Here is a 22,037-nt window from a genome sequence, read left to right as displayed (position 1 = left end):
GGAGGGTTCTTTCGCTCTCCCCCAACCAGTGCTTATCGATCGGCCGCGCTCAGCACCCCACCCGCGCGGCGGCGGCCTGCCGCAGGTGGTCCAGGACCAGCGCGGTCGCCGGGATCCGGCGGTGCTCGCGGAGCACGTACGCGCTGACCTGGCGGCGCAGGTGCGGTTCGACGGCCCGCCCGGTGACCTTGCGGTGGCACATGAAGGAGAGCACCAGCGCGGGCATCAGCGCGATCCCGACCCCGGCGGCGACCAGGCTCTGCACGGCGAGGTTGTCGTCGGTGGAGAAGACGATGTCCGGGGCGAAGCCCTCCTCCGCGCACACGTGCAGCAGGTTGGCGCGGCAGCGCGGGCAGCCGGCGATCCAGCGCTCGCCGTCGAGGTCGGCCAGCCGGACGGCGTGCCGGCGCCCGAGCGGGTGGCCGACCGGCAGCAGCACGGTCAGCAGGTCCTCCATCAGCGGGATCTCGTCCAGCTCGTCCGGCACCTCGGCGGGCGCCCCCGGATAGCGGAAGGCCAGCGCGATGTCGCACTCCCCGCGCAGCAGCCGCTGCACCGAGTCCGGCGGCTCGGCCTCCAGGAGTTCGACCCGCACGCCGGGGTGCTCGGCGAGCAGCCGGGCCATCGCCTCCGGTATCAGGGTGGCGTTGGCGCTGGGGAAGGCGCAGACCCGGACCCGTCCGGCGCGCAGCCGGCCGAGCGCGGCGAGCTGCTGCTGGGCGGCGGAGAGGCTGCCGAGGATCTGCTCGGCGTGCCGGGCGAGCGCCTCGCCGGCCTCGGTGAGCCGCAGCCCGCGCCCGGCCCGGGTGAACAGCGGCAGGCCGACGGTGCGCTCCAGGGCCTTCATCTGCTGGGTGATGGCGGGCTGGGTGTAGCCGAGCTCCCGGGCGGCCGCCGAGTAGGAGCCGGCCTGGACGACCTCGTGGAAGGTCCTGATGTGCCGTGAGTCGAACACGGGCTCCACTGTCCCTCCGCACGGCCGTGGTGTCACTGCCCGACAATCATAAGCAGAGATTGGAGGTGCCGAGCCAGACCTCGTTCGCACCTATGGTTCACCGGTGAACCGCCCGTCACGGCCGCGCGGACGGCGGCAGCCCCATCGACACCTCGGCGGGCGCCACCGGGGCCCCGCCGCGCGCGCTCGGGCTGTGCCGGCTGCGCCGCTCGACCCAGTGGGCGAACCAGGAGAGCAGCAGGCACATGCCGATGTAGATCGGCGCGATCACCATGACCACCGGGATGAACGGCAGGTCGTAGTCCAGGTTGGTGGCGATCAGCTTGCCCGCGTGCAGGAACTCCTCGTAGGTGATCAGGAAGCCCAGCGAGGTGTCCTTGAGCGCGACCACCAGCTGGCTGATGATCGCCGGCAGCATCGCCCGGCAGGCCTGCGGCACCAGCACGTACGCCATCACCTGGGACTTGCGCATGCCGAGCGCGAAGGCCGCCTCCCGCTGGCCCTTGGGCACCGCGAGCACCCCGGCCCGGAACACCTCGGCGAGCACCGAGCCGTTGTAGAGGACCAGCCCGGCCACCAGCGCCCAGAGCGGGGCGACCTTGAGGGCGACGAAGATAAAGAAGATCATCACCAGCAGGGGCATGGCCCGGAAGAACTCCACCACCAGGGTGGACACCCAGCGCACCACCCGGTGGTCGGAGAGACGCCCGACGGCGAACAGCGCGCCGAACGGCAGGGCGAACAGCACCGTCCAGCCGAAGGCCTTGAGGGTGTTGGCGAGCCCGCGCAGCAGCAGGTCCTGGACGCCCTGGTACTGGAACGCCGTCCACTTGGCCGCGGTGAACTGCTGGGTGTGGAAGAGCATGTAGACGATCCAGCCGATCAGCGCGGCGATCGCCAGCAGCGCGATCCCGCCGTACAGCCGGTGCCGGGCGAGCGCCTTGGGGCCGGGGATGTCGTAGAGCGCCGAGGATTCCACCGTCATCGCGACACCGCCAGTCGTCGTTCCAGCAGGTTGAACACCGCGCTGATGGCCAGGGTGATGATCAGATAGCCGACGGCGATCCAGATGAAGGTCCAGACGATGCTGTAGCCCAGCTCGTTGATGGTCCGGTAGGTGCCGAGCAGTTCGGTGACGCTGAACGAGCCGGCGATCGCCGTGTTCTTCGCCAGGGCGATCATCACACTGCCGATCGGGGCCACCACCGAGCGGTACGCCTGCGGCAGCACCACCAGGCCCATCGTCTGGCCGAAGGTCATGCCCAGGCTGCGCGCCGCCTCCCCCTGCCCGACCGGCACGGTGTTCACGCCCGAGCGCATCGCCTCGCAGACGAACGCGGAGGTGTAGCAGCCGAGCGCGAGCACCGCGAAGGTGAAGAACGGCAGGGTGATGTCGAACCGCGGCAGGCCCAGCACGACGATGAAGAACAGCAGGGTCAGCGGGGTGTTGCGCAGCAGGGTCACCCAGGTGGTGCCGAACGCCCGCAGCGGGCGCACCGGGGAGACCCGGAAGCTCGCCATCAGCACCCCGAGCACCAGCGACAGCACGGCGCTCACCGCGAACAGCGCGAGGGTGCCGAGGAAGCCGTCCCAGTAGGTCGACCAGTTGTCGGTCAGCGTTTTCACAGCCCGGCCCTTCCTCAGTACCGGTCGATGGGCGGCGGGGCGGGCGCGGGCACCCCGGACAGGCCGAGGGTCGCGTCGTACGCCTTCTTCCAGTCGCCGTTCTCCTCGTGGTGCGCCAGCGCGTCGTTGAGCGCGCCGCGCAGCACGGTGTCGTTCTTCGGCGTGCCGATCCCGTACGGCTCCTGGGAGAACGGCTCCCCGACCACCTTGAGCTCGTCCGGCACCTTGGCCGCGTAGCCCATGAGGATGGTGTTGTCGGTGGTGACGGCGTCCACCTGGGAGGTGATCAGGTTGTCCACGCAGGCGGAGTAGGTGTCGTAGCCGATCAGGTGCGCCTTCGGGTACTGCTTCTGGATCCGCTGGTACGGGGTGGAGCCGGACGCCGAGCAGACCTTCTTGCCGTCCAGGTCCTGCGGGCCGTTGATGTCCTTGTTGTTCTTGCGCACCAGCAGCGACTGACCGGCCATGAAGTACGGCCCGGCGAAGCCGACCAGCTTCTTGCGGTTGTCGTTGATGGTGTAGGTGCCGACGTAGTAGTCGACCTGGCCGTTCTGCAGCGCGGTCTCGCGGTTGGCGGAGGCGATGGTCTTGAACTCGATCCGCTCCGGGCCGAACCCGAGGTCGGCGGCGACCATCTTGGCGATCTCGATGTCGAAGCCGGAGTACTCACCGGTGGCCGGGTTCTTCTGGCCGAGGTAGGGCTGGTCCTCCTTGGCGCCGACCACCAGGTGCCCCCGGCCGCGGGCCGCGTCCAGCGTCGGCGAGCCGCTCACCGGGCTGCCCGCCGCCACCGCGTAGGTGGGCAGCGCGCTGGCCTGCGGCCCCTTGGGCGGCGGGGTGCCGGGCTTGCCGCAGCCGGCCAGCAGCACGGCGGCGGCCGCGAGGGTCAGGGTCTTCTTCACGGGCCCGGCCTCAGTGCTTGAGGATCTTGGAGAGGAAGTCCCGGGCGCGCTCGCTCTCCGGGGCGCTGAAGAAGTCCTCCGGGGCGCGGTCCTCGACGATCCGCCCGTCGGCCATGAAGACCACCCGGTTGGCGGAGGCGCGGGCGAATCCCATCTCATGGGTGACCACGATCATCGTCATGCCCTCGTGCGCCAGCTGGCGCATCACGTCCAGCACTTCGTTGATCATCTCGGGGTCGAGCGCCGAGGTCGGCTCGTCGAACAGCAGGGCCTTGGGGTCCATCGCCAGCGCCCGGGCGATCGCGACGCGCTGCTGCTGGCCGCCGGAGAGCTGGGCCGGGTACTTGTCCGCCTGCGAGGCCAGCCCGACCCGCTCCAGCAGCGCCCGGGACTTGGCGTCGGCCTCCGACCTGCCCCGGCCGCGCACCTTCACCTGCGCCAGCGAGACGTTCTGCAGCACGGTCCTGTGCGCGAAGAGGTTGAAGGACTGGAACACCATCCCGACCTCGGCCCGGAGGCGGGCCAGCCCCTTGCCCTCCTCGGGCAGGGGCCGGCCGTCGATCACGATGGAGCCGGACTCGACCGGCTCCAGCCGGTTGATGGCCCGGCAGAGGGTGGACTTCCCGGAGCCGGAGGGGCCGATCACCACCACGACCTCGCCCCGGCCCACGGTCAGCTCGACGTCCTGGAGGACGTGCAGCGCCCCGAAGTGCTTGTTGACGCCGCGTAACTCGATCAGCGGAGTGAAGCCGCCCGGCCCGGGCGGGGACGGTGGCTCGGCGGCGCTCACTTCCCGCGCCGCCCCTTCAGCAGCCACCCGAGCGCCACACCCGCGACCAGCGTGGCCAGCAGGGCGATCCAGAGCGGAGCGGTCACGGTGAACACCCAGAACTGGATCTTCACCTTGTCGAGGTTGGCGAACAGGAACCACGCGGCGAGCACGACGATCACGCCGATGCCGATGTAGCGGGTGGGCACCCCGCCGATCTCGCTGCGCCTGGTACCCGAGGAGTCCGAAATCTTGGTCACCCGAGCATTCTGAGGGCGATTGGGGGTATTTGCCCGGATGCGCGGCCGGGAGTGACCCACAGAGGTCAACTTCGCCCCCGCGGGTTCACCACCCGTCACCCTCGGTCAGGTTCGTCAGCGTTCGTCAGCACTCGTCAGCGTTCGTCCCGCCACGAGCGCCAGAGCGCCGCGTACGGGCCGCCGGCCGCCACCAGCGCGGGGTGGCTGCCGTACTCGCTGATCCGCCCGTCCTCGACCACCGCGATCACGTCCGCGTCGTGCGCGGTGTGCAGCCGGTGCGCGATGGCGATCACCGTCCGGCCCTCCAGTACCCGGGCGAGCGAACGCTCCAGGTGCCGGGCGGCCCTCGGGTCCAGCAGCGACGTGGCCTCGTCCAGCACCAGGGTGTGCGGATCGGCCAGCACCAGCCGGGCCAGCGCCAGCTGCTGGGCCTGCGGGGGCGTCAGCGCGGTGCCGCCGGAGCCGACCTCGGTGTCCAGCCCGGCCGGCAGCGCGTCCACCCACGACCCGGCGTCCACCGCGTCCAGCGCCCCGCGCAGCTCCGCGTCGTCGGCGCCCGGCGCGGCCAGCCGCAGGTTGTCCCGGAGCGTCCCGACGAAGACGTGGTGCTCCTGGTTGACCAGCGCGACCTCGGCGCGCACCCGCTCGGCCGGCATCCGCGACAGCGCCGCCCCGCCGAGGGTCACACTGCCCCGGCCGGGCGCGTAGATCCCGGCCAGCAGCCGGCCCAGGGTGGACTTGCCCGCCCCGGACGGCCCGACCAGCGCCACCCGGCTGCCGGGGGCGACGTCCAGACTGATGCCGTGCAGCACATCGGCGCCCTCCCGGTAGCCGAAGCGCACGTCCCGCGCCTCGACCCGCCGCCCGCTCGGCCGGACCTCGTCGTCGGACTGCGCCTGCGGCACCTCGTGCACCCCGACCAGCCGGGCCAGCGAAGCCTGACCGATCTGCAGTTCGTCGTACCAGCGCAGGATCCGGTCGACCGGCGCCACCATCGCCTGGGCGTACAGCACCCCGGTGGTCAGCTGGCCCACGGTGATCCAGCCCCGCAGGGCGAACAGCCCGCCGAACACCAGCGGGCCGAGCACGGCCAGGGTGTACGCCGCGTCGATGGTCGGGAACCAGACCGAGCGCAGCCAGAGCGTGTACCGCTCCCAGGCGATCCACTCCGCCAGCTTGCGGTCGGTCAGCCGGACCCGCCGCTCGCCCAGCCGCAGCGCCTCGACCGTCCGGCCGGCGTCGACCGTCTCGGCCAGCACCGAGTTCGCCGCCGCGTACCCCGCCGACTCGTTGCGGTAGGACTGCGGGGCGCGCCGGAAGTACCAGCGCGAGGAGACCAGCAGCAGCGGCACGCCGATCAGCGCGGTGAGCGCGAGCAGCGGCGAGGTGAGCGTCAGCGCGCCGAACACCAGCACCAGCGAGACGATCCCGACGGCCAGCTCCGGCACCGCCTCGCGCACCGACTTGTCCAGCCGGTCGATGTCGGTGGTGCCCCGGGAGACCAGGTCGCCCGTCCCGGCCCGCTCCAGGACGCCGGTCGGCAGCGCCACCGAGCGGACCAGGAAGTCCTCCCGCAGGTCGGCCAGCACCCGCTCGCCGAGCACCGCGCCGCGCATCCGCGACCACCAGGTGAAGGCGGACTGCACTGCGAGCGCGAGCAGGTACCACGCCACGGCGACCGTGATCGCGGACTCCGCGGTGCCGGCGGCCAGCGACTCGACGAGCCTGCCGAGCACCCAGGGACCGACCAGCCCGGCCGCCGTGGCCACCGCGTGCAGCCCGACCACCGCCGAGAGGCCGCCCCGGTGACGCCGGGCCAGCAGCCGCAGGTAGCCGCGCACGGCGGCCGGCGAGCCGACCGGCAGGGTGACGGCCGGTCCCTGCTCCTGGTGGACGGGAGGCTTCATGCGTCACTCCTCGACTCGGTGCGGGCGGCGCCGGCCCCGGCCGGCCGCTCCCCCGCCGGTTCCGGCTCGTCCGTGCGGGTGACCACCGCCCGGTAGGCCGGATCCGCGCGCATCAGTTCGCGGTGGACGCCGGTCGCGGCCACCCGGCCGTCGCGCAGCAGCACCACCCGGTCCGCCTGGTCGAGCAGCAGCGGGCTGGTGGCGAAGACCACCGTGGTGCGCCCCTCGCGGTTCTTGCGCAGCCCGGCGGCGATCCGGGACTCGGTGTGCGCGTCGACCGCGCTGGTCGGCTCGTCCAGCACCAGCACCGGCGGGTCGGCCAGCAGGGACCGGGCCAGGGCCAGCCGCTGCCGCTGCCCGCCGGACAGCGACCGCCCCCGCTCGGTGATCGACGCCCCCATCACGCCGGGTGCCTCCGATGCCGCCTCCAGGCGCTCGGCCCCGGCGCGCCCCCCACCCGGGGCTGCGGCCTCCAGGGCTGCGGCCGCCGGGGCCTCCCAGCCGTCCGCCAGGGCGTCGAGCACGTCCTGGGCGCGGGCCGCCGCGAGCGCGTCCCACGGATCGACCCGGCCGGAGGCGGGGATGTCGAACAGCGCCGCCAGGGTGCCGGAGAGCAGCACCGGCTCCTTGTCGTGCACCAGCACCGCGGCCCGCGCCTCGGCCAGCGGGACGGTGTCCAGCTCGGTGCCGCCGAGCCGGACCGACGGCTCCGCCGGCCCGTCCCCGCCCGCCGGCACGTGCCCGCCGAGCCGTTCGGCGAGCGCGCCAGCGAAGTCCGGGTCGCCGCAGACCACGGCGGTCAGCTCGCCGGCCCGGGCGGTCAGCCCGGTCACCGGGTCGAACAGGTCGGAGCGCGCCGGGTCGGTGAGCGAGCCGGTTCCGTCGCCCTCCGTCCTGGCCAGCACGAGCACCCGCAGGACGCGCCCGGCGGAGACCCGGGCCACGCTCCAGGCGTGCGCCGACTCGCCGAGGATGCGCAGCGGCGCGGCGAGGAACACGATGGCGCCGTAGACCGCGACCAGGGTGCCGACCGAGATCCGCCCGTCGGCCGCCAGGCGGGCGCCGTACCAGGTGATGCCGACCACGAAGAGGCCGGGCAGCAGCACCTGCTGGGCCTGCATCAGGGCCCAGATCCGGGCCGAGCGGACGGCCGCGGCGCGGAACCGCTGGGAGGCGGCCCGGTAGCGGTCGAGGAACAGCTGCTCGCCGCCGATCCCGCGCAGCACCCGGAGCCCGGCCACCGTGTCGGCGGCCAGCTCGGTGGCCTTGCCGCCGAGGGCGCGCTGATCGGTGTAGCGGCGCTGGAGCGGCCCGAGCAGCGGCCAGACGGAGGCCGCGAGCACGGGCACCCCGAGCAGCACCGCCACCCCGAGCACCGGCTCGACCGCCAGCACCGCGGCGCCGACCGCCAGCCAGACGGCGACCGCCGCGCGCAGCCGGGCGGTGAGTTCGACGTACCAGCCGACCTTCTCGACGTCCCCGCTGCCGACCGCGACGACCTCGCCGGTGGCGATCCGCCGGGACAGCCCGGAGCCGAGGTGCGAGGCCTGACGGGAGACCAGCTGGCGGACCTGGCAGACGGCGTGGATCCAGTTCCAGACCGCCTGGCGGTGCAGCAGCACGGTGGCGAGCGCGGACACCGCGGTCAGCGCCAGGGCGAGCGCGCCGATCCGCCACAGGGCGCCGGTGTCGCCGTCGACGACGGCCTGCACACCGAGGCCGACCGGCACCGGCAGGGCGGCCTGACAGCCCATCTCCAGCAGCGCCCAGCAGGTGGCGAGCGCCTGCCCCCGCCGCTGGCCGCGCTGGAGCCAGCGCAGCAGGGCGAGCGGGGTGGAGAGGTCGGGACGGCCGGGATCGGCCAGGGGGAGGGTTTTGAGCAGCATGACGCTCCGTTGCGGGGCGGTGCGGGCGGAGGGTGCGAAGGACGGCCGGTAGGGTCGCGAGGTGGGCTCGTCAGGAGGTCATGGCAGCGAGAGTGCCAACTCGGATGTGACCTGCGCAACAGGTTTTCCGGGCCCCGGCCGACCCCGTAGGGTTGTGCACGCGCCGGTAGCAGGCGTCGGAAAATTTTTCCCGGCCAGGGGAACATTTCCGGCCGTCGCGCCGGTTGCCCCCATCGGAACCACAGGGACGACCAGGAGAGGGCACTCCTTCCGTGAGCAACATCCCCAGCGTCACGCTCAACGACGGCACCCGGATCCCCCAGCTCGGCTTCGGGGTCTGGCAGGTGCCGGACGCGGAGGCCACCGCCGCCGTCCGCGCCGCCATCGAGGCCGGCTACCGCTCGATCGACACCGCCGCGATCTACGAGAACGAGTCCGGCACCGGCAAGGCGGTCGCCGAGGCCCTGGCGGGCGGCCTCGCCCGCGAGGACCTCTACATCACCACCAAGCTGTGGAACTCCGGCACCCGCGACTGGTCCGGCGAGCAGGGCCGCGACTCGGTGCTGCGCGAGTTCGACGCCTCGCTGGACCGGCTGGGCCTGGACTACCTCGACCTCTACCTCATCCACTGGCCGCGCCCGATGCACGGCAGCTACCTCAACGTCTGGAAGGCGCTGGAGCAGCTGAAGGCGGACGGCCGGGTCCGCTCGGTGGGCGTCTCCAACTTCGGCACCGAGCAGCTCACCCGGCTCGCCGAGGAGTCCTCGCTCCTCCCGGCGCTGAACCAGGTCGAGCTGCACCCGTACTTCCCGCAGGAGGAGCTGCGCGCCTTCCACGCCCGGCACGGCATCGCCACCGAGGCGTGGAGCCCGCTCGGCCAGGGCAAGGAGCTGCTCTCCGAGCCGGAGCTGGTCCGGATCGCCGCCAAGCACGGCCGCACGGTCGCCCAGGTGGTGCTCCGCTGGCACCTGCAGAGCGGCGTCATCGCGATCCCGAAGTCGGTCACCCCCTCCCGGATCAAGGAGAACCTGGACGTCGCCGGCTTCGAGCTGGACGCCGAGGACCTCGCCGCGGTCTCCGGCGTGGCCACCGGCACCCGGATCGGCCCGGACCCGCAGTCGTTCGACTGGAACTGACCGGCCCGGCGGCCCCGGCCGCCCGACCGCCCGACCGCCCGTCAACGGCGAAGGCCGCCCGCCCCGCTCGGGGGAAGGCGGCCTTCGCCGCGTTGACCTGTGGAAACCGTCACCGGCCCGGGATCGGCGGGCTCGGGCCGGCCACCGGACGACTGGCGACCGACCGGCGACCGGCTGGTGAATCGTTTTGGCTGACGGCCTCGGCGTTCCGGCTAGAGCCGGGCGGCCTTGGCGATCAGCGCGAGCGCGGCCTCGTGCTCGTCCTCCTCCAGCGGCGCCAGCAGCAGCTGCTGGACCTGGGCCACGCCCGCGGCCGAACGGTGCAGCAGGTCCTGTCCCGCCGGTGAGAGCGAGAGCAGGTTGCGCCGTCCGTCCGAGGGGTCGCGGCGCCGCTGGACCAGGCCGCGCCGGACCAGCCGGCTGACCATCTCGGCCATCGTGGCCTTGTCCAGCGAGGCCAGCTCGCCCACCGTGCGCTGGTCGGCGCCCGGCTCCAGTTCGAGGGCGTCCAGCACCGCGTACTGCGGCGCCGTCAGCTCCGAACCGACGTGCTCCGACCAGAGCTTGGTGTGCACCTGCTGGCTCACCCTGATCAGGTAGCCGATCGCCCGCTGGGCGTCCAGCATCGGTCGCGCGTCCGTGAGGACGGCGACCTGGGCCGGCTCCAGTCTGGCTATCTTGGCCATCACGCGGACGAGTTCCAGCTGCTCCTCCGAGCTGAGCGGCTCGAACAGCGTGCGCTGCACGCGGACCACTCCGCCGGTGGCCTCGCGGACAGCCTGGGCGCCGCTCTGCGAGAGAGCGAGCAACTTGCGCCGGCCGTCGGCCGGGTCTCGGCGCCGCAGCACCAGGCCGCGCCGGACCAGCCGGGCGACCATCTCGGCCATCGTGGCCTTGTCGAGCGAGGCACGCTCGCCGACCGTGCGCTGGTCAGCGCCCGGTTCGAGGGCGAGAACCAGCAGGACCGCGAACTGCGGAGCCGTGAGATCGGCTCCGACGTGTTCGGACCACAGTCGTGTGTGGACCTGCTGTGCAACGCGGATGAGGTGTCCGGGCGACTGCTGCAGTCGCGCGGACACGCGGGTCGTCGGGATCTCCCCCAGCACCATGTATCCGTCCCGATGTCACACCCGGTGTGTGTGGGACACCCGGGTGGGGCAGTAACGGCGAGTGGGCGTCCCGCTGTGAGGGAGAACGCTCCAGCCGTGCAGCCGGTGGCTGCTGGCGGACACTATACAAACGGCGGGCCCTCGCTGGCAGGCAGGGGCGGATAGTAGACGCAGGTTCGGCAACATTGGCATATTTACGCGCCGAGCCGACCCGCCGGTAACCCGTTCGCAGGAGAAAGCCGACCGCCCGGTCCTTACCCACGGTCACCTGCGCCTTCACCCTGGCCGAGCCCCCTACCCGCCGGTAGGGTGTGGCCACCGGGCCGGATCCGGGCTCCGGAACGGCCCCGGATCCCGAGCACCTCCCGAGCGGTTCCTGGGAGTTTCCTGGACCCCCGGCCCCGACGGCGCACCCGCTCCGGACCCGGCTCCGGAGCGCGACCGGCGCACGACCGGCGCGCGACGGGCCCGGCCGCGACCCCCGGGCGGCCGCAACTGACCTGCGACAACGCACGATTGCCCCGATCACTGCGATGACCCCGAGAGAGACGAGACCGAGCATGACCGAGCAGACCACCGCCCCCCGGGTCGCCGTCGTCACCGGCGCCGCACGCGGCCTGGGCGCCGCCACCGCCGTGCGCCTGGCCGCCGACGGCTACGCCGTGGCCGTCCTCGACCTGGAGGAGTCGGCCGGCCGGGAGACCGTCGAGCGGATCACCGCCGCCGGCGGCCGCGCCCTCGCCGCCGGCGCCGACGTCGCGGACGCGGCCCAGGTCCAGGCCGCCGTCGAGCGGATCGCCGGAGAGCTCGGCGCCCCGGTCGTGCTCGTCAACAACGCGGGCGTGCTGCGCGACAACCTGATCTTCAAGATGACCGAATCGGACTGGGACACGGTCATGAACGTGCACCTGCGCGGCGCGTTCCTGATGACCCGGGAGGTCCAGAAGTACATGGTGGACGCCGGTTTCGGACGCATCGTCAACCTCTCGTCCTCGTCCGCCCAGGGCAACCGCGGCCAGGCCAACTACTCGGCCGCCAAGGCCGGTCTCCAGGGCTTCACCAAGACCCTGGCCATCGAACTCGGCAAGTTCGGCATCACCGCCAACGCGGTCGCCCCCGGCTTCATCGCCACCGACATGACGGCCGCCACCGCCGCCCGGGTGGGCATGGACTTCGAGGACTTCAAGGCCGCCGCCGCCACCCAGATCCCGGTGCAGCGGGTCGGCGTGCCGGAGGACGTCGCCCACGCCATCTCGTTCTTCGCCTCCGAGGGCGCCGGCTTCGTCTCCGGCCAGGTGGTCTACGTGGCCGGCGGCCCCCTCGACTGAGCCACCGGACCTACACAGGGTTACCACGGGGTGGGAACCGGCACGGCCGGTCTCCCGCCCCGTTCCTTTTGCCCGGTCTTGGGGAAAAGCACACGAACCCCTTACGGACATTCGATCCGAAATCGCCTTTGGATCGTCCTGAAACAGACCTGGGCCGATCGGAGAACGGCTTTGCCGGGGAATTCCGAATCGGACGGGGAATCACGCTGCGTCGCTGGGTAGGTTCACCGCCGTGCATGCGCCGAGTGAACCGCCGCGCCGCCGGCAGGCCGCCCTGCTGGGCCTGGCCGCCCTCGGCTACCTGCTCGTGGCCGCCGCCGTCCTGCTCGACACCTCACTGGTCGACCTCGACTGGAAGATCCGCCTGTACCGGCCCTCCGAGCACTGGCCCGGCCTCCAGCCGCTGCTGGACACCTGGGTGGTGGCCGGTCAGCGCGGCCCCTCCGCGCTCGCCGCGTTCGCCTGGCTCGGCTGGCGCGCCCGCCGGCTGGGCCGGGTCCGGCCGCTGCTGGTGATGGGCGCGGCGCTGCTGCTGCTCAACCTCACGGTCGGCGGGGTCAAGATCGTCACCGGTCGGCTCGGCCCGCACTACGCCCACTACATCGGCTCGCCCGGGCTCTTCTCCGGCGGCACCATATTCCCGTCCGGGCACACCGCGAACGCCGTGGTCACCTGGGGCGTGCTCGCCTACCTGGCGGGCCGCTGGCGGCGCACCGGCGCGCTCCTCGCGGGCGCCACCGCCTGGTCGGTCGGCCTCACCACCGTCTACCTGGGCACCCACTGGGTCACCGACGTGCTGGCGGGCTGGGCCGCCGGACTGCTGGTGCTGCTCTCGCTCCCGCTGCTGGAACCGCTGGTGCTGGCCGCGGAACGCCGACTCACCCGGCGCCGGAGAAGGGCCGGCGCCGCTATCCCTCCCAGCTGCGGACGACCACCCCGTCACGCACCGCGAGGTTGAGCCGGCCCTCCCGGTGGTCCATGGTCATCGCCGCCCCGGGCGGCAGCACCCGCACCGAGGCCCAGCCGTGCCGACGGGCCAGCTCCTCGGCCCGTTCGACCCGCAGCCCCGCGTAGCCCTCCGCGTCCGTGTCCGTCATCGCCCCTCCCCGGCTCGCCCAGCGGACGTACGCTGGAATCGTAGACCGCCGGCGGCGGACCGGCCGCCCGGGCCGGGCGAACCGGGACGACGGGAACGACGGGAACGACCGGGAGGTGACCGACGGATGCCCGCCACCACCCCGCGGCGGTGGCGCAGCGGCACCGAGCCCGCCACCGCCCGCAGCGACCTCAAGCTGCGCTACCTGCTCGCGCTGACCTTCACCCCGCTGTTCGCGCTGGCCACCGCGGGCTTCGCGTTCTGGGCCGCGAACGCCCCCGCGTTCGGCGCGCCGAGCCGGGGCACCCTCACCGGCTTCGCGGTGGCCTGCGGCCTCCTCACCCTGTTCGCCGTGGTCGATCTCGTCATCGTCGTCCGGCGCCGCCGGACCGAGCTCTGACGCGGTGTCTCCCGTGGGGTGGGAAGCCGGCCCCGGCCCCCCACCCCGCGAAACGGCGGGACTCAGCGGTTGCCGACCGCCTGCTTCACCAGCGTCCGCCCGAAGTCCCACATCAGACCGCTCCCCCGGTGCGCGTCCTCCATCACGTCGGTGAAGGCCGCCATGAACCGGTCCACGTCCCGCTCGGTGATGATCAGCGGCGGGATCAGCTTGATCACCTCCAGGTGGTCCCCGGACACCTGGGTGAGGATCCGGTGGCGCTGGAGCAGCGGGACCACCACCATCTGGGCGAACAGCCCCTTGCGGGCGGCCTGGAGCGCCGTCCAGCCGGTCCGCAGCTTCAGCGACTTCGGGCGGCCGAACTCGATGCCGATCATCAGACCGCGCCCGCGCACCTCGGCGAGCAGTTCGTAGCGGTCGACCAGCTCGGTCAGCCGCTCGCGGAAGTGGTCGCCCACCTTGCGGGCGTTCTCCACCACCCGCTCGTCCCGGAGGACCTCCAGGGTCGCCAGGCCGGCCGCCATCGCCTGGGCGTTGGAGCCGAAGCTGGCCGAGTGCACCAGCACCCGGTCCATCGAGGAGTACACCTTCTCGAAGATCCAGCCCTTGCCGAGGGTCGCCCCGACCGGCACATAGCCGCCGGACAGCGCCTTGGCGGCGCAGACCAGGTCCGGCAGCACGCCGTCCTCGTGCTGGTAGGCGAAGAAGTCGCCGGTGCGTCCGATGCCGGTCTGCACCTCGTCGCAGATCAGCAGCGCCTTGTGGTCGTGCAGCAGTTCCTGCGCGGCGCGCAGCCAGCCGGGCGGGGTGGCCTGGACGCCCTTGCCCTGGATCGGCTCGACGATCAGTGCCGCGACGTCGCCGCGCTTGAGCTCCCTGGCCAGCGCGGCGAGGTCGCCGAGCGGGATCGCGGTGTCCGGCAGCAGCGGGTCGAAGCCCTTGCGGAACCCGTTCTCGCCGTTGACCGAGAGCGAGCCGGTGGTCAGGCCGTGGAAGGCGTGGTCCGCGTAGAGGATCCGCTTGCGGCCGGTGGCGTACCGGGCGAACTTGAGCGCGGTCTCCACCGCCTCGGTGCCGCTGTTGCCGAAGAAGACCCGGTCCAGCCCGGGCGCGTGGGAGAGCAGGCGCTCGGCGAGCAGGCCGGGCAGCGGCGAGCAGTCGAAGCGGACCAGGTCGGGCAGGTCGAGGTCCATCACCTGCTGGACGGCCGAGCGGACCACCGGGTGGTGGCGGCCGAGCGCGAAGATGCCGAAGCCGGCCAGCATGTCGAGGTACTCGTTGCCCTCGGCGTCGTAGAAGTACTGCCCCTGGGCCCGCTCGTAGTACTTGTCGAAGCCGATGGTGTGCAGCATCCGCGTCAGCTGCGGGTTCAGGTAGCGGCTCTGCAGCTCGTACCGCTCGCCGCCGCGCTCGGCCAGCAGGGCGGCCAGGTCGAAGCGTGACCCGGCGCGCCCGGCGCCGTCCACGTGCTGCTCGATCCCGCCGCGGTCGAGGCGGTCGGTGCTGTCGGGGTCAGCCGGCATGGTGCTGGTTCGCTCCTCGGTTCGGAAGTCCCCGGTCCGGTAGTCCTCGGGCCGGAAGCAGGTGCTTGGCGAAGGCGGCGGTCTGGGCGGCGACCCCGGTGCCGGTCAGCCCGGTCTCCTCCAGGATCTCGCCGCGCGCGGCGTGCCCGAGGAACTCCTGCGGCAGGCCGAGCACCCGCACCGGGACGTCCACGTCGGCGTCCCGCAGCGCCTGGGCGAGCGCCGCGCCGACCCCGCCGGTGCGGCCGTTGTCCTCGACGGTGACCACCAGCCGGTGCCCGGCGGCCAGGGGCGGCAGCGCCGGGTCGACCGGCTTGACCCAGCGCGGGTCGACGACGGTCGCGGTGAACCCCTCGGCGAGCAGCAGCCGGGCCGCGTCCAGCGCGGCGCCGGCCATGGTGCCGACGGCGACCAGCAGGATCTCCGGCCGCTCCCCGGTGCGCAGCAGCACGTCCACGCCTCCGATCCGTTCGACGGCGGGCACGGCGGGGCCGATGACGCCCTTGGGGAAGCGGACCACGGTGGGGGCGTCCTCGACCTCGACGGCCTCGCGCAGCTGGGCGCGCAGCTGGTCGGCGTCGCGCGGGGCGGCCAGCCGCAGCCCGGGGACGACCTGGAGGATCGACAGGTCCCACATGCCGTTGTGCGAGGCGCCGTCGTTGCCGGTGACGCCGGAGCGGTCCAGGACGAAGGTGACGCCCAGCCGGTGCAGGGCGACGTCCATCAGCACCTGGTCGAAGGCCCGGTTGAGGAAGGTCGCGTACACCGCCACCACCGGGTGCAGTCCGCCGGTGGCCAGGCCCGCCGCGCTCGCGACGGCGTGCTGCTCGGCGATGCCGACGTCGAAGGTCCGTTCGGGGTACGCCTTGGCGAACCCGGCGAGCCCGACCGGCTGGAGCATCGCCGCGGTGATCGCCACCAGGTCCGGCCGCTCGGCGCCGAGGGCCACCAGTTCGTCGCCGAAGACCGAGGTCCAGGAGACGCCGGCGCTGGGCGAGATCGGCAGGCAGGTGTAGGGGTCGATCGGGTTGACGGCGTGGAAGCGGTCGGCCTCGTCCTGTTCGGCGGGCCGGTAGCCGCGGCCCTTGACGGTGAGGCAGTGCACGATGACCGGGCCGCCGAAGCCGCGTGCCTTGGTCAGCGCGGACTCCAGGGCGGTGAGGTCGTGGCCGTCGATCGGGCCGAGGTACTTGAGGCCGAGGTCCTCGAACATGCCCTGCGGGGCGAAGGCGTCCTTGAAGCCCTTCTTGGCGCCGTGCAGCGCGTCGAAGATCGGCTGGCCGACCACCGGGGTGCGCTGGAGGGCGTCCTTGCCCCAGGACAGGAAGCGCTCGTAGCCCTGGGTGGTGCGCAGCGCGGCCAGGTGGTTGGCGAGGCCGCCGATGGTGCGGGCGTAGGAGCGCTCGTTGTCGTTGACGACGATGACCAGCGGCCGGTCCTTGGCGTCGGCGATGTTGTTGAGCGCCTCCCAGGCGAGGCCGCCGGTGAGCGCGCCGTCGCCGATGACGGCCACCACCGGGTCGCTGCGCCCGAGCAGCTGGTTGGCCTTGGCCAGGCCGTCGGCGTAGGAGAGCGCGGTGGAGGCGTGCGAGTTCTCGACCAGGTCGTGCTCGGACTCGGCGCGCGAGGGGTAGCCGGAGAGGCCGCCCTTGGAGCGCAGCCGGGAGAAGTCCTGGCGGCCGGTGAGCAGCTTGTGGACGTAGCTCTGGTGGCCGGTGTCCCAGACGATCCCCTCGCGCGGGGAGTCGAAGACCCGGTGCAGGGCGATGGTCAGTTCGACGACGCCGAGGTTGGGGCCCAGGTGGCCGCCGGTGCGGGTGACGGCGTCGATCAGGAAGTCGCGGATCTCGTCGGCGAGCCGGGGCAGCTCGGCGGCCGGGAGGCTTCGCAGGTCCGCCGGGGATGTGACGCTGGAGAGCAGTGACATGGGTTCACCTCACGACTCGGAGCAGTGCGCCGGGTGCCCCGCCGTGGCCGCGCCCGCGGGGTGGTCCGGCCCGGGTCGGGGCCCGGGCCGGACGGGGCGGGCGGCGCGGTGCGCCGGCCGCCGGGGAGTGCGTTCAGCGGCTCCGGCTGGAGCCGACGGTCTCGGTGATCGCCCGCAGGGACTCCTTGAGGGAGCCCATGGTGGCGAGGACGGCGGTCGGCTCGTAGCCGCAGTGCGCCATGCAGTTGGAGCAGCGGGCGTCCTTGCCGCGGCCGTACTTGTCCCAGTCGGTCTTCTCGATCAGCTCGCGGTAGGTCGGCACGTAGCCGTCGGCCATCAGGTAGCAGGGCCGCTGCCAGCCGAACAGCGAGTAGTTGGGGATGCCCCAGGCGGTGCACTCGAAGTCGACCTTGCCCTCCAGGAAGTCCAGGAAGAGCGGGCTGTGGTTGAGCCGCCAGCGCCGCCGGTTTCCGCCGGCGAAGGTCTTGCGGAACAGTTCGCGGGTCTGCTCGACGCCGAGGAAGTGCTCCTGGTCGGGCGCCTTCTCGTAGGCGAACGCCGGGGAGATCATCATCTCGTCGACCTTGAGGTCGTCGTTGAGGTAGTCGAGCACGTCGATGATGGTCTGCGGGGTGTCGGTGTTGAAGAAGGTGGAGTTGGTGGTCACCCGGAAGCCGCGCCGCTTGGCCTCCTTGATCGCCTCCACCGCCTCGTCGAAGGTGCCCTCCTTGGCCACCGAGGCGTCGTGCCGCTCGCGCAGCCCGTCGATGTGCACGGTGAAGGTGAAGTACGGCGAGGGCTTGAACTTGTCGAGCTTCTTGCGCATCAGCAGCGCGTTGGTGCAGAGGAACACGTACTTGCGGCGCTCGACCAGCTGCCGGACGATCTCGTCGATCTGCGGGTGCATCAGCGGCTCGCCGCCGGCGATCGAGACCATCGGGGCGCCCGACTCCAGGACCGCGCCGACCGCCTGGGCGACCGGCATGCGCTGCTTCAGCACGCCCGCCGGGTGCTGGATCTTTCCGCACCCCTCGCAGGCCAGGTTGCAGGCGAAGAGCGGTTCCAGTTCGACGATCAGCGGGAATTTGTCGCGTCGCTTCAGCTTCTGCTGCATGAGGTAGGTGCCGACCCGCACGGTCTGGCGCAGCGGCATGGCCATGGCTAGCTCGCCTCCTGGGGGAGCGTCGAGGATGTGGGGTGGTTGAGGGCGGCGGGCGCGGGGCGGCCTCGCGCCGGCCGGTCGTTGCGAAGGTGCCAGTCGACCAGGGCGGGCACCGTGGAGCGCAGCGCCCGCCAGGCGCGGACGCCGGCCGGCAGGGTGCCCGGGCGCAGCAGCTCGCGCTCGGGCGTGTCGACCACGACCCGCAGGACGGCCGCCGGCAGGCCGGGGCGCAGCTCGCACAGGGCCGCCAGTACGGCGGCGGCCTCCATGTCGACGGCGAGCGCGCCCTGGAGGTGCAGGGCGCGCCGTTCCAGGCCGCGCACCACGTGGTCGGCGGTGTGGTGCACGCCGGTGTGCGCGGTCAGGCCGCGCACGGTGAGGGCCCGGGTGAGCGACGGGCCGGAGTCGACGGCGAAGTGGTTGCCCTCGGCATCGCGCACCCCGTCGGCAACGATCACGTCACCGGGCGTTATTCCCGGCGCGACGGCGGCGCCGAAGCCGGCCACCACGACGGCGCCGTAGCCGCCGGGGGCGGCCGTGAGCAGCCTCCTGACGGCGAGTGAGGCACGCCGCCGGCCGACCCCGGTGCGCACCACGACGGGCGGGCCGCCCGCCGCGCCGCGCCAGTCCCCGCCGCGCAGGGCCCACACCTCGGGGCCGAGCGCGCAGAGGACCAGCAGCGGGGAAGCGGTCACCGGGACGCCCCGATCGCCGCCGGTCCGCCGGCCGGGCGGCCGGTGGCGGGGCTGCCGTGCAGGTAGCGGCCGAGCGCGGTGACCGGGAACACCAGCCGGTACAGGTGGTAGTTGATGGAGAAGTCCCACGGGAAGCCGGTGCCGGTGAACTGGGGTTCGTCCCAGGTGCCCTCGGGCAGCTGGGTGCGCACCAGCCAGTCGGCGCCGCGCTCGACCGCCGGGTTGGCCCGGCCGTCCGGTCCCTCGTCGGCCGCGAGCAGCGCCATCAGCGCCCAGGCGGTCTGCGAGGCGGTGGACTCGCCGCGCCCGGCCCAGCGCTCCGGGTCGTCGTAGGAGCGCATGTCCTCGCCCCAGCCGCCGTCGCCGTTCTGGCGGTCCTCCAGCCAGCGCACCGCCCGGCGGATCGCCGGGTGCTCGGCGGGTACGCCGGCGGCGACCAGTGCGGGCAGCACCGAGCCGGTGCCGTAGATGTAGTTGGTGCCCCAGCGGCCGAACCAGGAGCCGTCCGCCTCCTGGTTGCGCAGCAGCCACTCGACGCCGCGCCGGGTGCGCGGGTCGTGCGCCCGGCCGACCTCGGCGAGCATCTCCACGACGTGCGCCGTGACGTCCGCGGACGGCGGGTCGACGACCTCGCCGAAGTCGCAGAACGGCAGCTTGTTCGGCAGGGTGCTGGTGTTGTCGACGTCGAAGGCGCCCCAGGCGCCGTTCTTGGACTGCATGCCGAGGTTCCAGCGCACGCCCCGGTCGACGGAGCCGGCCACCTTGGCGGGGTCGGGGTGGGCGACCCGGCGCAGCGCGAGCACCACCTCGGCGGTGTCGTCGATGTCCGGGTAGGTGTCGTTCTCGAACTCGAAGGCCCAGCCGCCGGGGGCGAGCGCGGGCCGCTGGACGGACCAGTCGCCGCGCTTGGTGATCTCCTCGCCGAGCATCCAGTCGACGGCGGAGACCAGCGCCGGGTGGTCGGCCGGGACGCCGGCGTCGACCAGGGCGATGGTGGCCAGGCAGGTGTCCCAGACCGGGGACTGGCAGGCCTCCAGCCAGCGCCGGCCGTCGGGGGTGTGCACGGTGAAGCGGTCGAAGGAGGCGAGGCCGGCCCGCATCACCGGGTGGTCGAGCTCGTAGCCCTCCAGGTGCAGGGCGATCAGCGAGTAGACGGCGGGGGGCTGGATGCCGCCCCAGCAGCCGTCGGCCTCCTGGCGTTCGACGATCCAGCGGCAGGCCTGGGAGAGCGCGAGGCGGCGCAGCGGGCGCAGGGCGCGCCGGTGGTAGGCGTGCAGGACCTTGTCGAGGCGTTCGAACAGGCCGTCCCAGCTGGTGGCGGGCGCGAGCGGCCGGGCGGGGAAGGGGTCGTCCGGGTCGGTGTGCAGCTCGGTGAGCGGGAAGGGGGCCGGACGGACCGGGCGGTGGGCGGAGACGATGGTCAGCGGGACGATGGTCTGCCGGGCCCAGCAGCCGAAGGCGTAGATGTTCAGGGGGAGCCACTTCGGCAGGAACATGATCTCCGGCGGCATCTCGGGCAGCCGGTCCCAGGGCCACCAGCCGAAGAGTGCGAGCCAGATCCGGGTGAACACCCGGGAGGCGGCGATGCCGCCGGCGGAGCGGATCCAGCGGGCGGCGGCCAGCATGTGCGGGGCGTTCGGGTCGTCCCCGGCGAGCTTCAGGGCGACGTAGGCCTCGACGGTGGTGGAGAGCTCGGCCGGGCCGCCGTGGAAGGTGGACCAGGTGCCGTCCTCGCGCTGCTGGGAGCGGATCCACTCGGCGGTCGCCTTCGTCTGCTCCTCGGCGCGGATCCCGAGGAACTGCCGGAGCAGTAAGTCCTCGGCGTCCATCGTGACGTTGGTCTCCAGATCGCCCTTCCACCACCCCTCGGAGCTCTGCAGGGAGAGCAGGTGCGTGGTGGCACGGGCCAGGGCCTCCTCGGCGGAGGCGGCGCCGTCCTGCGGTTGGTCGGTCCGGCCGGCCGGGGCGTCGGGGCCGGACCCCTCGGGCTGCCACCGCCCGGCGCTCAGCAGCGCCGGGGGGAGGCCGCCCACCGCGACCGGCTCGGAATCGTACTCAGGGTCGAGCCGGCCGTCCGCGGTTGCTGTCAACGTAACGTCACCTCTCTCGTACCACCACGAATTCGGCGAGTGCGACGAAGTGCTCGCGCACCACATCGGGCATGGGCACCTCGTCCAGGGCGGCGAGGGCAGTCGTGTGCTGGCGGCGGGCCTCCTCCTGGGTCCAGGCTCGTCCGCCGGCCTTCTCGATCAGCAGGGCGCGGGCGGCCAGCTCGGTCTCGCTCTCCTCGCCGCGCCCCTTGGGGTCGGCGAGCTGTTCGGCCAGTTCACGGGAGGCCGCGCCGCCCTCGGCGAGGGCGGCGGCGACCGGCAGGGACTTCTTGCGCTGGCGCAGATCGCCCCAGTGCGGCTTGCCGGTGACCTCGGTGGCGCCCCAGATGCCGAGCAGGTCGTCCACCGCCTGGAAGGCCAGGCCGAGGTGCTCGCCGAAGCGCTGGAGGGAGTCGGCGGCCCGGTCGTCGGCGCCGGCCAGGACGGCGCCCAGCGCCGAGGCGGCGGAGAGCAGGGCGGCGGTCTTGCCGCCCTCCATCTCCAGGCACTCGGCGACGGTGACGGTGTCCCGCTGCTCGAAGGCGACGTCCATCGCCTGGCCGTCGATCAGCCGGCGGCTGGCGGTGTTGAGCAGCCGGACGGCGCGCGCGGCGTCGGTGGCGCTCGCGCCACCCGTGGTCGCGGCGTCGAGCAGCACCTCCGTACCGAGCGTCGCCAGGGCGTCACCGACCAGGATCGCCTGGGCCGGGCCGAAGACCGTCCAGGCGGTGGCCCGGTGGCGCCGGGTCTCGTCACCGTCCATCAGATCATCATGGAGCAGGGAGAAGTTGTGCACCAGTTCAACAGCGACCCCACCGGGCACGCCGGCCTCCGCCGGGGCGCCGGCGGCCTGGGCCGAGAGCAGGGCCAGGGCCGGGCGGACGGCCTTGCCGCCGTCCCCCGCGACCGGCGTGCCGTCGCGGTCGATCCAGCCGAAGTGGTACGCCGCTACGGTGTCCATGGGTGCCGCCAGACGGGCGACGGCGGCCCTCAGCGGCGGGGTGCAGAGCGCGCGGGTGCGGTTGAGCAGCTCCGGCACCGAGACCGGTTCGGCATGTGCCGTGCCTCCGACGGCCCTGCCGATGCGTGACTCCACGTACGTTCCCTCTCCCTGGTGGTGCCTGGCCGCGTGGGACGGCCGGACGCTGGCGGTTTTGGTGCGGCCGGTGGGGCCACGGCCGGCGAGGACGGTCGTGCCGCCGGGACCGAACGGGTGACCGCCCGCTCTGACGGGCTCGCCGCCGCCCCCGGGGGGCGGGGCGCCGG

The 22,037-nt window shown here is 73.1% G+C and carries 20 protein-coding genes; 4 read left to right on the top strand and 16 right to left on the bottom strand.

Annotated elements, in window-relative coordinates; genetic code table 11:
* Window positions 1–49: 49 nt before the first annotated feature.
* From ACFZBX_RS07810 to ACFZBX_RS07775, 8 genes are all read right to left on the bottom strand, one after another.
* Window positions 50–955 (bottom strand): LysR family transcriptional regulator, encoded by a 906-nt coding sequence (locus tag ACFZBX_RS07810; RefSeq protein ID WP_391532052.1) that lies wholly within the window; start codon window positions 953–955, stop codon window positions 50–52.
* Window positions 956–1,070: 115 nt separating this feature from the next.
* A complete protein-coding gene (locus ACFZBX_RS07805) occupies window positions 1,071–1,940 on the bottom strand; it encodes an amino acid ABC transporter permease (RefSeq protein ID WP_391532051.1) in 870 nt (289 codons plus the stop codon).
* Window positions 1,937–2,581, bottom strand: coding sequence for an amino acid ABC transporter permease (locus ACFZBX_RS07800; RefSeq protein WP_391532050.1), 645 nt, complete (start codon window positions 2,579–2,581; stop codon window positions 1,937–1,939). The genes ACFZBX_RS07805 and ACFZBX_RS07800 overlap by 4 nt, the downstream gene beginning before the upstream one ends.
* A gap of 14 nt (window positions 2,582–2,595) precedes the next feature.
* Complete coding sequence (locus ACFZBX_RS07795; RefSeq protein ID WP_391532049.1) at window positions 2,596–3,483, bottom strand: glutamate ABC transporter substrate-binding protein; 888 nt, start codon at window positions 3,481–3,483, stop codon at window positions 2,596–2,598.
* 10 nt (window positions 3,484–3,493) lie between these two features.
* Window positions 3,494–4,222 (bottom strand): amino acid ABC transporter ATP-binding protein, encoded by a 729-nt coding sequence (locus tag ACFZBX_RS07790; protein WP_391532100.1) that lies wholly within the window; start codon window positions 4,220–4,222, stop codon window positions 3,494–3,496.
* A gap of 47 nt (window positions 4,223–4,269) precedes the next feature.
* Entirely contained in the window at window positions 4,270–4,512 is a 243-nt protein-coding gene (locus ACFZBX_RS07785; RefSeq protein WP_380760729.1) for a LapA family protein, read from the bottom strand.
* 134 nt (window positions 4,513–4,646) lie between these two features.
* A complete protein-coding gene (locus tag ACFZBX_RS07780; protein WP_391532048.1) occupies window positions 4,647–6,419 on the bottom strand; it encodes an ABC transporter ATP-binding protein in 1,773 nt (590 codons plus the stop codon).
* On the bottom strand, window positions 6,416–8,305 hold the full coding sequence (locus ACFZBX_RS07775; RefSeq protein WP_391532047.1) for an ABC transporter ATP-binding protein: 1,890 nt from the start codon (window positions 8,303–8,305) through the stop codon (window positions 6,416–6,418). Before ACFZBX_RS07775 ends, ACFZBX_RS07780 begins: the two co-directional genes overlap by 4 nt.
* 272 nt (window positions 8,306–8,577) lie before the next feature.
* Between ACFZBX_RS07775 and ACFZBX_RS07770 the strand changes: the two genes are divergently transcribed.
* Entirely contained in the window at window positions 8,578–9,441 is an 864-nt protein-coding gene (locus tag ACFZBX_RS07770; RefSeq protein WP_391532046.1) for an aldo/keto reductase, read from the top strand.
* A 212-nt stretch (window positions 9,442–9,653) separates the two neighbouring features.
* Here ACFZBX_RS07770 and ACFZBX_RS07765 read toward each other — a convergent pair whose 3' ends face one another.
* Window positions 9,654–10,520: a MarR family winged helix-turn-helix transcriptional regulator gene (locus tag ACFZBX_RS07765; protein WP_391532045.1), complete on the bottom strand. Its 867-nt coding sequence runs from the start codon at window positions 10,518–10,520 to the stop codon at window positions 9,654–9,656.
* Window positions 10,521–11,110: 590 nt separating this feature from the next.
* Between ACFZBX_RS07765 and fabG the strand changes: the two genes are divergently transcribed.
* Complete coding sequence (gene fabG / locus ACFZBX_RS07760) at window positions 11,111–11,878, top strand: 3-oxoacyl-ACP reductase FabG (protein WP_391532044.1); 768 nt, start codon at window positions 11,111–11,113, stop codon at window positions 11,876–11,878.
* A gap of 232 nt (window positions 11,879–12,110) precedes the next feature.
* Window positions 12,111–12,836 carry a phosphatase PAP2 family protein gene (locus ACFZBX_RS07755; RefSeq protein ID WP_391532043.1) on the top strand — a complete coding sequence of 242 codons (726 nt, stop codon included), beginning with the start codon at window positions 12,111–12,113 and terminating at the stop codon, window positions 12,834–12,836.
* Here ACFZBX_RS07755 and ACFZBX_RS07750 read toward each other — a convergent pair.
* A complete protein-coding gene (locus tag ACFZBX_RS07750) occupies window positions 12,787–12,975 on the bottom strand; it encodes an I78 family peptidase inhibitor (RefSeq protein ID WP_030305299.1) in 189 nt (62 codons plus the stop codon). The genes ACFZBX_RS07755 and ACFZBX_RS07750 overlap by 50 nt on opposite strands.
* A gap of 126 nt (window positions 12,976–13,101) precedes the next feature.
* Here ACFZBX_RS07750 and ACFZBX_RS07745 point away from each other — a divergent pair, with 126 nt between their 5' ends.
* A complete protein-coding gene (locus ACFZBX_RS07745; RefSeq protein ID WP_391532042.1) occupies window positions 13,102–13,374 on the top strand; it encodes a DUF6343 family protein in 273 nt (90 codons plus the stop codon).
* A 62-nt stretch (window positions 13,375–13,436) separates the two neighbouring features.
* On the opposite strand, the gene ACFZBX_RS07740 is transcribed toward ACFZBX_RS07745, so the two are convergent.
* The 6 genes from ACFZBX_RS07740 to ACFZBX_RS07715 all read right to left on the bottom strand — a co-directional run bounded on the left by ACFZBX_RS07740 (window position 13,437) and on the right by ACFZBX_RS07715 (window position 21,867).
* Window positions 13,437–14,897 (bottom strand): aspartate aminotransferase family protein, encoded by a 1,461-nt coding sequence (locus tag ACFZBX_RS07740; protein ID WP_391532041.1) that lies wholly within the window; start codon window positions 14,895–14,897, stop codon window positions 13,437–13,439.
* The gene (gene dxs / locus ACFZBX_RS07735) at window positions 14,887–16,824 is read right to left on the bottom strand and encodes a 1-deoxy-D-xylulose-5-phosphate synthase (protein WP_391532040.1); all 1,938 of its coding nucleotides are present in this window, start codon (window positions 16,822–16,824) and stop codon (window positions 14,887–14,889) included. The genes ACFZBX_RS07740 and dxs overlap by 11 nt, the downstream gene beginning before the upstream one ends.
* Before the next feature lie 133 nt (window positions 16,825–16,957).
* A complete protein-coding gene (gene hpnH, locus ACFZBX_RS07730) occupies window positions 16,958–17,983 on the bottom strand; it encodes an adenosyl-hopene transferase HpnH (RefSeq protein WP_391532039.1) in 1,026 nt (341 codons plus the stop codon).
* A 2-nt stretch (window positions 17,984–17,985) separates the two neighbouring features.
* Window positions 17,986–18,681, bottom strand: a complete 696-nt coding sequence (locus ACFZBX_RS07725; RefSeq protein WP_391532038.1) for a 1-hydroxy-2-methyl-2-butenyl 4-diphosphate reductase — start codon at window positions 18,679–18,681, stop codon at window positions 17,986–17,988.
* Complete coding sequence (shc, locus tag ACFZBX_RS07720; protein WP_391532037.1) at window positions 18,678–20,771, bottom strand: squalene--hopene cyclase; 2,094 nt, start codon at window positions 20,769–20,771, stop codon at window positions 18,678–18,680. Before shc ends, ACFZBX_RS07725 begins: the two co-directional genes overlap by 4 nt.
* Window positions 20,772–20,778: 7 nt before the next feature.
* Window positions 20,779–21,867 (bottom strand): polyprenyl synthetase family protein, encoded by a 1,089-nt coding sequence (locus tag ACFZBX_RS07715; RefSeq protein ID WP_391532036.1) that lies wholly within the window; start codon window positions 21,865–21,867, stop codon window positions 20,779–20,781.
* Window positions 21,868–22,037 lie beyond the last annotated feature (170 nt).

Source organism: Kitasatospora sp. NPDC008115 (assembly GCF_042957205.1).
Taxonomy (GTDB): Bacteria; Actinomycetota; Actinomycetes; order Streptomycetales; family Streptomycetaceae; genus Kitasatospora.
Note: the sequence above shows the minus strand (reverse complement) of the source record. Positions and strands in the feature narration are given on the sequence as shown.

Coding starts and splice junctions, on each gene's coding strand:
- ACFZBX_RS07780 (WP_391532048.1), bottom strand. CDS start 6,419: ATGAAGCCTCCCGTCCACCAGGAGCAGGGACCGGCCGTCACCCTGCCG.
- dxs (WP_391532040.1), bottom strand. CDS start 16,824: ATGTCACTGCTCTCCAGCGTCACATCCCCGGCGGACCTGCGAAGCCTC.
- ACFZBX_RS07740 (WP_391532041.1), bottom strand. CDS start 14,897: ATGCCGGCTGACCCCGACAGCACCGACCGCCTCGACCGCGGCGGGATC.
- ACFZBX_RS07805 (WP_391532051.1), bottom strand. CDS start 1,940: ATGACGGTGGAATCCTCGGCGCTCTACGACATCCCCGGCCCCAAGGCG.
- ACFZBX_RS07775 (WP_391532047.1), bottom strand. CDS start 8,305: ATGCTGCTCAAAACCCTCCCCCTGGCCGATCCCGGCCGTCCCGACCTC.
- ACFZBX_RS07745 (WP_391532042.1), top strand. CDS start 13,102: ATGCCCGCCACCACCCCGCGGCGGTGGCGCAGCGGCACCGAGCCCGCC.
- hpnH (WP_391532039.1), bottom strand. CDS start 17,983: ATGGCCATGCCGCTGCGCCAGACCGTGCGGGTCGGCACCTACCTCATG.
- fabG (WP_391532044.1), top strand. CDS start 11,111: ATGACCGAGCAGACCACCGCCCCCCGGGTCGCCGTCGTCACCGGCGCC.
- ACFZBX_RS07750 (WP_030305299.1), bottom strand. CDS start 12,975: ATGACGGACACGGACGCGGAGGGCTACGCGGGGCTGCGGGTCGAACGG.